This window comes from Nocardia sp. CA-128927 (assembly GCF_050955855.1).
Classification (GTDB): Bacteria; Actinomycetota; Actinomycetes; order Mycobacteriales; family Mycobacteriaceae; genus Nocardia.
This window is the reverse complement of the sequence record NZ_CP192087.1, coordinates 6,812,322-6,824,343: the sequence shown is the minus strand read 5'-3', so window position 1 is coordinate 6,824,343 and position 12,022 is coordinate 6,812,322. Positions and strand designations below refer to the sequence as shown.

The 12,022-nt window shown below is 68.5% G+C and carries 10 protein-coding genes; 8 read left to right on the top strand and 2 right to left on the bottom strand.

From position 1 onward, the window contains the following. Positions 1–4 precede the first annotated feature (4 nt). Together ACQPW1_RS31315 and ACQPW1_RS31310 are read right to left on the bottom strand one after the other, a co-directional pair. Positions 5–871: an ABC transporter permease gene (locus tag ACQPW1_RS31315; protein ID WP_433655364.1), complete on the bottom strand. Its 867-nt coding sequence runs from the start codon at positions 869–871 to the stop codon at positions 5–7. After that, the gene (locus ACQPW1_RS31310) at positions 871–1,725 is read right to left on the bottom strand and encodes an MlaE family ABC transporter permease (RefSeq protein ID WP_433655363.1); all 855 of its coding nucleotides are present in this window, start codon (positions 1,723–1,725) and stop codon (positions 871–873) included. The genes ACQPW1_RS31315 and ACQPW1_RS31310 overlap by 1 nt, the downstream gene beginning before the upstream one ends. A gap of 366 nt (positions 1,726–2,091) precedes the next feature. On the opposite strand from ACQPW1_RS31310, the gene ACQPW1_RS31305 reads away from it, so the two are divergent. From ACQPW1_RS31305 to ACQPW1_RS31270, 8 genes are all read left to right on the top strand, one after another. Continuing rightward, positions 2,092–2,730 (top strand): TetR/AcrR family transcriptional regulator, encoded by a 639-nt coding sequence (locus ACQPW1_RS31305; RefSeq protein WP_433655362.1) that lies wholly within the window; start codon positions 2,092–2,094, stop codon positions 2,728–2,730. A 2-nt stretch (positions 2,731–2,732) separates the two neighbouring features. Next, positions 2,733–3,377, top strand: coding sequence for a TetR/AcrR family transcriptional regulator (locus tag ACQPW1_RS31300; RefSeq protein WP_433655361.1), 645 nt, complete (start codon positions 2,733–2,735; stop codon positions 3,375–3,377). 93 nt (positions 3,378–3,470) lie between these two features. After that, the gene (locus ACQPW1_RS31295; RefSeq protein WP_433655360.1) at positions 3,471–4,508 is read left to right on the top strand and encodes an AraC family transcriptional regulator; all 1,038 of its coding nucleotides are present in this window, start codon (positions 3,471–3,473) and stop codon (positions 4,506–4,508) included. A gap of 89 nt (positions 4,509–4,597) precedes the next feature. Next, positions 4,598–6,016, top strand: a complete 1,419-nt coding sequence (locus ACQPW1_RS31290) for an MFS transporter (protein ID WP_433655359.1) — start codon at positions 4,598–4,600, stop codon at positions 6,014–6,016. A gap of 103 nt (positions 6,017–6,119) precedes the next feature. Continuing rightward, positions 6,120–7,379, top strand: a complete 1,260-nt coding sequence (locus ACQPW1_RS31285; protein WP_433655358.1) for a hypothetical protein — start codon at positions 6,120–6,122, stop codon at positions 7,377–7,379. Beyond that, positions 7,376–8,347 (top strand): glutamate ABC transporter substrate-binding protein, encoded by a 972-nt coding sequence (locus tag ACQPW1_RS31280; RefSeq protein ID WP_433655357.1) that lies wholly within the window; start codon positions 7,376–7,378, stop codon positions 8,345–8,347. Before ACQPW1_RS31285 ends, ACQPW1_RS31280 begins: the two co-directional genes overlap by 4 nt. Continuing rightward, positions 8,344–9,528 (top strand): hypothetical protein, encoded by a 1,185-nt coding sequence (locus ACQPW1_RS31275; RefSeq protein WP_433655356.1) that lies wholly within the window; start codon positions 8,344–8,346, stop codon positions 9,526–9,528. The genes ACQPW1_RS31280 and ACQPW1_RS31275 overlap by 4 nt, the downstream gene beginning before the upstream one ends. After that, a complete protein-coding gene (locus ACQPW1_RS31270) occupies positions 9,525–11,957 on the top strand; it encodes a tetratricopeptide repeat protein (protein WP_433655355.1) in 2,433 nt (810 codons plus the stop codon). Before ACQPW1_RS31275 ends, ACQPW1_RS31270 begins: the two co-directional genes overlap by 4 nt. Positions 11,958–12,022: the final 65 nt, after the last annotated feature.

Here is a 12,022-nt window from a genome sequence, read left to right as displayed (position 1 = left end):
CAGCTCACCCCGGGAACTCGATGGCGGAGTTGACGCCCCACAGCAGGATCGACAACACCATGTCCAGGGCGACGATCGCGACGAAGCTCGCCCGCACCGCCCGGCCGGACGCGATACCGACGCCTTCGGGCCCGCCGGAGGCGAAAAAGCCGTAGTAGCAATGGATCAGGATCACCGCGACACCGAAGACCAGGATCTTCACCACCGCGGCGAGCACGTCGTAGCCGCTGGTGAACTGGAAGAAGTAGTGGTCGTACACGCCGCCCGCCTGACCGTGCAGCAGCACCACCACCGTCGAGCACGCGACATAGCTGAGCACCAGTGCGATCAGGAACGTGGGCACGATCGCGACCGCCCCCGCGATCACCCGCGTGGTGACCACGAACGGAATCGACCGCAGTCCAAGGGATTCGAGCGCGTCGATCTCCTCGGAGATGCGCATTGAGCCGATCTCCGCGGTCATCCGGCAGCCCGCTTGCGCGGCGAACCCGACCGCTGCCGCGATCGGTGCCAGCTCACGGGTATTCGCGAACGCGGACACCACGCCGGTCACCGGGCCGAGCCCGAGCAGATCCAGTGCCGCGAAGGACTGGATGCCCACTCCCGCGCCCATCGCGATGCCGAGTACCACCAGCATCGGCACCGTCCCGCCGCCGACGAGCACGGACCCACGGCCCCAGGTCATGTCGGTGATGGTGCGCATCGTCTGCGGCCGGTAGCGGCGCAGCGTCAGCGGGATGGCCCAGAGTGCCTGGAAGACGAAGCCGAGCATGAACCCGGCGGTCTCGATCGGCGCGAGGACCCGACCGCGTTGCCGGACAACGCGATACGCCCAGCCAAGCCCTCTCGGGGCATACGGTGACGCGGTCATCAGGCCACCCGCAACGGTAAGAACATCGCCACCACCTGGGTGATCACCAGGTTCACCAGGATGATCCCGGCGACCGACACCACCACGGCGGCATTCACCCCGTCGGCCACCCCGCGCGGCCCGCCTTTGGCCTCCAGCCCACGCTGGCAGGCGACGATCACCACGATGAACCCGAACAGCATCGCCTTGGCCAGCGAGATCCACACGTCGGCCAGTACCGCGAACGAACCGAACGTCGCCCAGTAGCTGCCCGGCGTCACGTTCTGCGCGCCGATCGCGACCGCGTACCCGGAGACGATGCCGACGAAGATGATCAGGATGTTCAGCAGCGGCGCGACCAGCAGCATCGCCGTCACCCGCGGGATGACCAGCCGATGTACCGGGCTGATCCCCATGGTGCGCAACGCGTCGATCTCCTCGCGCACGGTCCGCGCGCCGAGATCGGCGGCGATCGCGGAAGCGCCCGCGCCGCCGAGTAGCAGCCCGGTGGCGATCGGCGCACCCTGCTGGATCACCCCGAGACCGCCCGCGGCACCGATCATCGAGTCGGCGCCGAGCTGGTGAATCAGATTGCCGATCTGCACCGACACGACCACGCCGAACGGAATCGCCATCAGCACCGCGGGTATCGCCGTCACGGTGATCAGATACCAAGCCTGACGCAGCATTTCCGACCATTGGAAGCGCAGGCCGAGCACATCGGTCACCGTGCCGCGCACCGACTCGAGGCCGAGGTCCACCGCGCGCCCGAAGGTGCGCAGGCTGGAAAGCGCGGTGCCGGTGAGGTTCTCGCGCACGATCTGCCCGGCCGAGGCGGCACCTGCCTGCTCAGTGAGCAGGGGAGCGTCCTCCATGAATCCTCCTACCGCCTCGTGTACGGATCGTTCGGCGATCCGGGACGAGGTCTCTCCACACGGTAAGTCGCACCGGGGAGTTGCTCGTGGCTCAGCTGGCCAGGGTGTTGACAGTTCTCGACAACCGCTTCGGTGAGGTCGCTTGCTCGCGCGCCGGTTGTTCGTCCAACTGTGATCGGGCCCACCAACGCTCGGCACACGGTAACACCGGTTCCGCTCGAGAACAACAGTGTCAATTTCGCTACCAGGGCCTTGGTGAGCACGTAGTATCCGAACTTTGATCAGCAGTCGTCGACCCCGATGCCGCCGCGGCAGTTATAGCCGATGCGTACACTGGCGCCACCGGATCACCGGTCGACAGACCTGATGATCACCGATCGAGCACTACTGGAGGAGACCGTGTCGGCGCGACGCGAGCGCATCCTGGATGCGGCGCGGGGGGTCATCGTCCGGGAGGGGTACGTCGGGGTCAGCATGCACGCGATCGCGCGTGCCGCGGGTGTCACCCGGCCCGCGCTCTACGCCGAATTCGGTGACCGCGACGAGGTTTTCGCGGCGTTGCTCGACCGGGAGAAGGCGCGGGTGGTGGCGATGGCGGCCACCGGGACGCCGATTCTCTCGCCCGACACCGATCCGGCCGACATCGCTGTCGGCCTGGCGATGGACGGCGTCGACATCTACCTGGACCTCGTGCTGTCCGCACCGGAGACGTGGCAGCTGGTCTTGATGTCCGGCGACGGCCTGCCCGCAGCGGCACGCGAACGAATCGAGCACGGCAGGAACGAGATTCGGCAGCAGATCGAAGCGGGGATCATGGCGGTGGCCGCGCTGCATGATCGGGAGGTCGACGCGGAGTTGTTGAGCTACGCGGTGATCAGCGCCAGCGAAACGGGCGCACGATTGGCGCTGGCCGACGGCGGCGCGCAGCGGGATGCGGTGTCGCGGACGTTGCGCTGGATGGTGGGCAGGATAACCGAAGCCGCGTTCGCGTTGGCGGCGGAGTAGTCGTGCCGAAGCCGGGACCCGACGACAAGCAGCAGCGCCGCCGCTACGCCAAGCGCCTCGCGCCCGCCGACCGCAAGGAGCAATTGCTCGACGCCGCACTGGAAATCATCACCGAGAGCGGATTCACCGACGTCAGCATCGCCGCGGTCGCCGAGCGTGGCGGCGTCACCCGCCCGGTGGTCTACGACTCGTTCGCCAGCCGCGACGACCTGCTGCACGAACTGATCGAACGCGAGAGCGCCCGGATGCGCGAAGCCGTCGACCGATCGATGTCCGGCCTCGAATCGACAGTGCCGCACGAAGATCGAGCCGAGGCGTTGTCGGCGGCACTGGCCGGCTTCCTCGCCGAGGTGCGCACCATGCCCGACAGCTGGCGAATCGTCTACTTCCCGATCGACGGCGTACCTCCGATCCTGCGCGACCGCATCGAGAAATCCCGCGACGACCTACGCGCACCACTGAGTCACGCGCTCGGCGAATGGCTTTCCGGCAAACGTGGCGCCGAAGAGGTCGATATCGACGTCCTGGTCCGCGTCTTCCAGAGCATCATCCACACCGCCGTCCAACTGGTCCTCGACAACCCCGCCCGCTTCGACAGCGACCGAATCATTGCCATGCTGAACGAAATGCTGCTGCGCGCCCCCTGACCAGTTTGTCGTTTTGCCCCACCGACCGGACCGGCGTTGATAGATTTCGCCAAGCCGTCGGGGTATGGCGAATTCGATGAGGAATGCGAGTACATGTTCGACCGGGATCTTCACCGCAGCACTTCCAGTGTTCGCGTGCTGATCGCGCTCGCCGAAGAGCGCGGAATGTCCGGCGTCGATTGTCTGTCCGGCACGATGCTGTCACCGACCGATATCGAGTGCACCGCGCGGCAGGAACTACTGGTCGTGCGTAATCTGCTCGAACGCTTCGGCACCGAACCGGGACTCGGTGCGCAAGCGGGCGGCCGGGCCGACGTTCCGCTGTCCGGCCCGTGGGCGCTGGCACTACTCAGTAGCCGCACAGCGCGCGACGCGATCGACGTAATGGTGCGCTACCTCGATCGAGCCTTCGTTTCGGGTCGGCTCGTGATCGAGGAAACCGCGGGCACCACGCGTTTACGGTTCGATGATTCCGAATGCCCGCCGGACCTGCGCGTCTTTCTGGCCGAGCGAATCATCGCCGGTATCAAGACAATCGGTAGCGAGATGTTCGATACCGGAATTCCGTGCACCCGAGTCGAATTCCGGCACGCCGCTCCCTCCGACACCAGCCAGTACCGCGAGATCTACGGGGCGGAGCCCATTTTCGGCGCGGAACACGACGCGATGACGTTCGACGGTCGTTCCCTCGACCTGCCGGTGCCGAAGACCAACGAACGGGCGCGCAGTGCTTGTGCGCAGCTCTGCCGTGATCTGCTGGATCGGCATCGCACCCGCTCCGGCGTCGCGGGAGCGGTCCGCGATCTGCTCGTCCGCAACCCCGGCGACATTCCCGATCAGATCGCAGTAGCCAACGAGCTGTTCATGAGCCCGCGCACGCTGTCGCGGCGACTCAACGACGAGGACGCCTCGTTCCGCGGCTTGCTCGACGAGGTCAGGCAGCTGATGTCGGAGCAGCTGCTCGCCTATACCGACCTGACCACCGAGCAGGTCGCCGCCCGCCTCGGTTACGCGGAGGCCGCGTCCTTCATTCGCGCCTTCCGCCGCTGGAAAGGGTGCCCGCCGCAGGAATTCCGGCTGCACCGGTCGCCTGCGCCGACCCGCGTCCCGGTCCCCGCGGGCGTCCACTAGGCCATCCGTACCGAATCCCGACTGGAACGAGTCGGACCGCACGGTGTGTTGGGCGTGGTAGACGGGCTGGATGCTGCAAGTATGCTGGCATGTCGATCAGCGCCCCTGTCGCGCCGAGTGTCCCGAAGACGATCCGGCAGGCCACGGTGTTGGCGGTCTGCTGCACCGCCGTGGTGATGGCGAATGTGGACACCACGGCGGTCAATGTCGCGCTACCGGCCATCGGGCACGGGCTGGACGGTTCACTGGCGGGAGCACAGTGGGTGGTCGCCGCCTACACGTTGACCCTGGCCTGCCTGCTGACGCTGTCCGGCTCGCTGGCCGACCGAATCGGTCGGCGGACCATCTTCCAGATCGGCCTCGCGGTCTTCGCGGTGAGTTCGCTGGCCTGTAGCCTCGCGCCCTCGATCGGCTGGCTCATCGCGTTCCGGGTGCTGCAGGCGGTGGGCGGGTCGATGCTGACTCCGGTTGCGATGGCGATCATTTCGGCCGTCTTCACCGAACCGGGGCAGCGGGTCCGGGCGATCGGGATCTGGAGCGGATCGATCGGGATCGGCATGGCGGCCGGTCCGGTCGTCGGCGGGTTTCTGGTCGACTCGGTCGGGTGGGAGGCGGTGTTCTGGATCAACGTGCCGATCGCGGTAATCGCGCTGGCGCTCACCTTCCTGGTCGTTCCGCAGTCGAAATCGGACCGGCCGCGCGCGCTCGATCCACTGGGGCAGCTGCTGGTGATCGGCCTGCTCGGGCTGCTGGTGTTCGCGATCATCGAAGGCCCGCATCGGGGTTGGCTCTCGCTGCTGACGGTGGGCTGCTTCGCCGGGTCGGCGGCCTGCCTCGCCACGCTGGTGGGATACGCGCCGCGGCACCCGCACCCGCTGATCGATCTGCGGGTGTTCCGTTCGATCCCGTTCACCGGCGCGTTCGTGATCGCGGTGCTCGCGTTCGCCGCGATGGGCGGCTTCCTATTCCTGAATACCTTCTACCTCCAGGAGATTCGGCACGACTCGCCACTGGTGGCCGGGCTCGCGCTGGTGCCGATGGCGGTCGCCATGTTCGTGTTCGGCCCGATGTCCGGGCGGATCGTCGCGCGCCGCGGCGCCCGCAGTTCGCTCAGCGCGGGGGCGTTGCTGGCGACCGCCGCGGCGGCGGTGCTGACGGCGACCTTCGACGGCAGCGGAAACCTGTTGCTGCTCATCGGCTACGCGATGTTCGGTGCGGGCATCGGCCTGATCTACACGCCGATCACGGCGACGGCGGTGGCTGGTCTGCCGCCCGCTCAGTCCGGGGTCGCGGCCAGCTTGGCGACCACGTCGCGGCAGATCGGTCAGTCGCTCGGCGTCGCCGTCATCGGCTCGCTGATCGCCAGCCATCCCGGCGCCCTGACCTCGGCCGCGGCCTTCCGCGCCCCAGCCCATCTCGGCTGGCTGACCATCACCGGGCTGTGCGCCGCCGCCCTGCTCGTCGCCCGAATCAGCACCGCCCCCAAGCTGGTTCGCGCCGACGTCTGAAACCGTGATTGTCCACTACCTGGGCAATCGGTCGGCACACCTAATCCTCCTCCCGTACTATCGCGATCGAATGCACCGGCCGGGGAGATGTTAGGAGGACGGTGTGGGACCTCGCATCCGCAACGGGACCCTGTGGTTGCGACGCTTCGCCGGGACGACGCCGGGGGTGATCGCCGTTGTCGTCGTCGTGTCCGTCGTGCTGTCTCTGCTCGCCGGTTTCGTGTGCGCGAACCAGATGAGCGGCAAGAGCGCGCGCCGCGACGTCGCGCTCGAACGCACCGAGCCGCTCGCGTTCGCCGCGCAGCGGTTGTACGTGGCGCTCTCGGCCGCCGACGCCTCGGCGGCCACCGCGTTCCTGTCCACCGGCATCGAGGCGCCCGCGCTGCGGCAGCAGTATCAGCAATCGCTGGCCGACGCCGCGGCCGCGCTGTCGGAGGCGACCGCCGGAGTATCGGACGAGCAGACCAGGCAGATCGTCGCTCGAATCGCCGCCGACCTGCCCGCCTACACCGGCCTGATCGAGACGGCGCGGGCGAACAATCGGCAAGGCTTCCCGGTGGGGTCGTCGTATCTGAGCGCGGCGTCGCAGGTGATGCAGAAGTCGTTGCTGCCCAATGCCGAACGGCTCACCGCCGACCGATTCGCCGCGGTGCGCGAGGACCAGCGGGCGATCGGTGCGCTGCCCGGGTTGAGCATCGTGCTGATTCTGCTGGTGCTCCTCACCTGCGCGGTGGGTTCGTGGATTCTGTTGCGGCGCACCAACCGACTGGCCAACCTCGGCCTCATCGCCGCGGCGGGCGCGGCGGTCGTCGCGCTGCTGTGGGTGGTGATCGCGACCGGCCTGGCCGCGAATTCCCTGGACACCGGCGCGTCCGGCGCGAGCAATCGCTTCGAAATCCTGGCGAAGGCGCGGATCGCGGCTCAGCAGGCTCGCACCGACGAAACACTGCAACTGATCACCCGCGGCGATATCGCGGCGGGTGAGGAGCAGTACAACAGGCACGCCACCGATCTGCGTGACCGTCTCACCACCGTCGTCGGCCCGGAGTCCGCTGCCGCACAAGAGCTCACCAAATGGTCGGCCGGTCACAAAGTTCAGGTGGCGGCCTACCAGGCGGCGAACTATCCGGCGGCGCTCGCGCAGGCGATCGGCACCGAGCCCGGCTCGTCGGCCACCCAGTTCGCCGCGCTGGACCGCTCGCTGAACGACAACCTCACCCAGGCCCGCCGCGATCTGCGCGGCGGGTTGCAGACCGCGGGCACGGTGCTGATCCTCAGCCCGTTCGGCACGCTCGTGCTGCTGGTACTCGCCGCGGCCGCCGTGGTGACCGGTCTGTGGCCGCGGCTGAAGGAGTTCCTGTGAGTACACGTCTGCTGCTCGCCGCGCTGCTGGTCGGCGCGAGCGTCCTGGTGACGGGGTGCGGGTCGGGCGACCTGCCCGCACCGAGCACGCTGAACGCGGTGGATCCGCAACCCGCAGGAGCGGCGGAGATCACCACGCCGCCGCAGGCCGAGGGCGAGGGCGCCTGTGACGCGGAGGCGTCGCTGCGGCCGGGTCCGCTGCCGAGAGTCGGTGCGATGCCCGCCGGTTCGCCGATGGCGGCGATCGTGGCGAACCAGCGGCTGCGCGTCGGCGTCGACCAGAACACCTACCTGTTCGGCTTCCGTGATCCGGGCACCGGCCAGCTACAGGGCTTCGACATCGACATCGCGCGCGAGATCGCCAAGGCGCTGTTCGGTGACCCGAACAAGATCGAGCTGCGCTCGGTGACGGCGGCGGAACGCATCTCCGCGCTGCGCGACAAACAGGTCGACATGATCGTGCGAACCTTCTCGGCGACCTGTGAGCGACGCAAGGACGTCGACTTCTCGGCCGTCTATTACCGTGCGGCGCAACGCATTCTGGCGACGCGCGCGTCCGGCATCAAATCCGCGGATGACCTGGCGGGCAAGCGGGTGTGCGTGGCCCGCGGCACCACCGCCCCCGCGCCACTGTTCGCGCTGCCCAAGCGGCCCACCGTCATCGGCGTGACCAACTGGACCGACTGCCTCGTCGCGCTGCAGCTCGGCCAGGTGGACGCGATCAGCGGCGACGACCCGATCCTGTTCGGCCTGGTCGCCCAGGACCACAACCTCGAGGTGGTCGGCCAGCCGGTCGGCACCGGCGCGTACGCGGTCGGTCTGCCGAAGGGCAGCGACGACATGGTCCGGTTCGTCAACGGCGTGCTCGAGCGGATGCGGTCCGACGGCACCTGGCGGCAGATCTCCGCGACCCGGCTCGGTCCCCTCGGCCAGGCGCAGGATCCGCCCGAGCCCCGGTATGTGGGATGAGCCGGACCATCATGCAACCGCTCACCCTGCTCGAGATCGATCGCGAATTGGCCAGGCGTGCAATCGAAGCCGATTCGATCGTGGCCACCCTGCTGGAGCTCGACAAACATCCGGGACTCACCCTGATCCGCCGTTTCCCGCCGTCCGGGGCGACCGAGGCGCGCTGGCTACCCGTCCGGGACGCGCTCGCGCTGATGTGGGAGGACTTCGGCCGGATGCGCGCTATCCTGGATTCGGCGCACGCGGTGCGCGGCACCCGCGGCAGGCTCGACGACGGTCAGCGCGCCGAGCTGACCGAGCTGCTGCGCGGCCGACCCTATGAAGCGTCGCGCACGCCGATCCCGTTCGCCGAGCGCTCGCTGACCGGTCCGAGCGAATACGTGCTGTTCGTCGGGCTCGCCGATACGCTTGATCGCATGCGGGCGACCTTCCCGATGATCGCCGAATTCCTCGACGCGGTGGACAAGGTGAACACCCGCGTGATGTCCGGACTTTCGCCCTTGCAGGACAAGCTGGACAAAGCCGGGGGCGTGACGCCCGAGTTGCGCGCCATCGGCGACGGCATCGCCGATCTGCTGAGCCGCTCGGCCACCGATCCGCTCGCGCTGACCACAGCCGAAATCGATGCCCGCCTAGCCGAACTCGGCGGTGCGATGCGCCGGGAGGCGGCCTTGCTCGCCGCACTCGCCGCGATGGTGACGAATTGGCCCGGCGCGATCGCGGGCGCGCGCAAGAAGCTGGACGCACTGCAGGCCACCCGGGAGCGGGCCGCGCAGGCCAGGGCAAAGGTCGAGCGCACCATCGTGTCGGGTCCGCTGCCGGTGCCCACGGACGATATCGGTCTGCTGCGCGCCCAACTCGATGCCATCGCGGCCAATCCGGGTGCGGCAGCGGCCCTCCTGGAACTCGGCGGCCGCATCGATACCGCGAGCACGACCGCGGCCGACGCCGAGAACCTGGCCCAGGGCCTGCTCGATCGTGGTGGTGAACTGCGCGGCAGGCTGGCCGCCTATCAGGCCAAGGCGGCGCGCCTCGGCGTCGGCGAGGACCGTGACCTGCTCGCCTCCCATCAGATCGCCACCGGGCTGCTCGGGCGCACACCGTGTGATCTGGCGGCGGTCACCCGCGCGGTCGCCGACTATCAGCAACTCATCGCGGAGAAATCGGGGAGGCGACCGTGACGACATGCACCGAACCCGGCTGCACGGGCACGATCGAAGACGGCTACTGCGCCGTGTGCGGAACCGCACCGGCCGAGGCGACGACCGTGCATTCGACGGCAGCACAGGCGAAGGCGGCGCAGGCGAAAGCGGCGCCGGTGCAGGCGGCCACCGCGGAATCGGCGACGACCGAGGCGACGACGGCCGAGTCCGCGCACCGGCAGTGCACCGAACCCGGTTGCGGCGGCACGATTATCGACGGTTACTGCGAGGTATGCGGCACCGCGCCCGCCCCGGAGACGGTCGCCACGGTATCCGGCAGCACTCGTAGTACCCGGAGCAGCTCCCGCTCGGTGCGGACCGGTCGATCGTCGTCCAGGTCGAGCCGCCGCGGGCGACTGGGCGCGGGCATGGTCGAGGTGCCGCGCGTGCCGCGTATCGATCCGACCACCGCGATCATGACCGACCCGGAGGTGCCGGAGAACAAGCGGTTCTGCGGCAAATGCGAGAAGCCGGTCGGTCGCGGCCGGGACGGAAAGCCAGGCCGCAGCGAGGGATTCTGCGCCAACTGCGGCACGCGATTCTCCTTCGCGCCCAAGCTGACCAAGGGCGATCTGGTCGCCGGTCAGTACGAGGTCGCGGGCTGCCTCGCGCACGGTGGGCTCGGCTGGATCTACCTGGCGACCGACCGCAATGTCAGCGATCGCTGGGTGGTGTTGAAGGGCCTGCTCAACGCGGGTGACGCCGACGCGATGCTGGCCGCGGTGGCGGAGAAGCGCTTCCTCGCCGAGGTGGAGCATCCGAGCATCGTCAAGATCCACAACTTCGTCGAGCACGCCGGGGCGGACGGGGTCGCGGTCGGCTACATCGTGATGGAGTACGTCGGCGGCACCTCGCTCAAGCAGATCCTGCGCAGCCACCGCGACACCGTCGGCGGATTCCTGCCGCCCGCCCAGGCGATCGCGTATGTGCTGGAGATGCTGCCCGCGCTCGGCTATCTGCATTCGCTGGGCCTCGCCTACTGTGACTTCAAGCCCGACAACGTGATGCAGACCGACGAGCAGCTCAAGCTCATCGACCTGGGTGCCGTGATCGCCATGGACGATCAGGACAGCCCCATCTACGGCACGATCGGCTATCAGGCACCGGAGATCGCCGAGACCGGGCCGACCATCGCCACCGAGGTCTACACGGTGGGCCGCACCCTGGCCGTGTTGCTGATGGACGTGCCGCAGCGCGGCGGTCACTTCGCCGAGCTGCCCGGCCCGGATACCGAACCGCTGCTGAGCACCTACGACTCGCTCTACCGATTCCTGTTGCGCGCCACCGACGACGACCCCGACGTGCGGTTCGCCTCGACGGAGGAGATGACCGACCAGCTGACCGGGGTGCTGCGCGAGGTCCTGTCCACCGACGACGGAGTGCCCCGGCCCGGCATGTCGACCTACTTCGGCCCGCCGCGCAGTGTCTTCGGTGTCGACGCACCGGTGGACGCGGCGAATATCATTGCCGCCCTGCCGGTTCCCCTGGTCGACCCGACCGACAGCGCGGCGGCGCTGCTCGCCACCACCAGCGGGACCACCCCGACGGAGCTGGAGCACGCGTTCGAGGCCGGACTGCGTTCGGTCGTCACCGGGCGCGCCGCGTCGACCGAGATCCCGTTGCGACTCATCCGGGCCGCGCTGGAGGTGGGCGACACCGCCGAGGCGGATCGGCGGCTGACCGAGGTCGCCGCGACACTGCCCGGCGATTGGCGACTCGCGTGGTATCGCGGCGAAAGTCGGCTGCTCGCCGGTGATTTCCCGGCGGCGACCGCCGAATTCGACGCGGTGTACGCCGCGCTGCCCGGCGAAGGCGCACCCAAACTCGCGTTGGCCGCCGTCGCCGAGCTGTCCGGATCCGCGGCACCCGATTCCGCGGGGTTCAATGCCGCGCAGGAAAAGCGCAGGGCCACAAGCTATTACGAGACGGTGTGGCGTACCGATCGCACGTATCTCAGTGCGGTGTTCGGTCTGGCCAGGCTGCGTGCGTCGGAGGGCGATCGCGATGGTGCGGTAGCCGCACTCGATCAGGTCGACGCCGGTTCTTCGCTGTTCACCGACGCCAGAATCGCGGCGGTCGAGACGAAGTTGAACGGACGGACACCGGCCGAACTCAGCGAGTTGATCGTGCGTGACGCGGGCGAGCGGGTGGCCCGGTTACGACTGGACTCCAAACGCCGTGGCGCACAGGTGCGTTTGCGGGTGCTGACCGCCGCACTGGACTGGCTGCGGGCGGGTGGCGTCTCGAACGCGCTCGATCCGCTGCTCGGCGCGAAGCTGGATCAAGACGGTGTCCGCACCGGATTGGAGCGCTGCTATCGAGACCTGGCCCGGGAAACCGACGACATGTGGGAGCGATTCGCATTGGTAGAGCAGGCGAACACCGTCCGGCCCAGGACCCGGTTATGAGCGAGCGTAGCGAGCGAACAATGGGCGCAGCCGCCTCCGCGGTCACAGCGGAGCCGAGCGTTAGC

Bases quoted from the DNA above. Each gene is read 5' to 3' on its own strand.
- ACQPW1_RS31315 (WP_433655364.1), bottom strand. From the start codon at position 871: ATGACCGCGTCACCGTATGCCCCGAGAGGGCTTGGCTGGGCGTATCGC.
- ACQPW1_RS31310 (WP_433655363.1), bottom strand. From the start codon at position 1,725: ATGGAGGACGCTCCCCTGCTCACTGAGCAGGCAGGTGCCGCCTCGGCC.
- ACQPW1_RS31305 (WP_433655362.1), top strand. From the start codon at position 2,092: ATGATCACCGATCGAGCACTACTGGAGGAGACCGTGTCGGCGCGACGC.
- ACQPW1_RS31295 (WP_433655360.1), top strand. From the start codon at position 3,471: ATGTTCGACCGGGATCTTCACCGCAGCACTTCCAGTGTTCGCGTGCTG.
- ACQPW1_RS31290 (WP_433655359.1), top strand. From the start codon at position 4,598: ATGTCGATCAGCGCCCCTGTCGCGCCGAGTGTCCCGAAGACGATCCGG.
- ACQPW1_RS31275 (WP_433655356.1), top strand. From the start codon at position 8,344: ATGAGCCGGACCATCATGCAACCGCTCACCCTGCTCGAGATCGATCGC.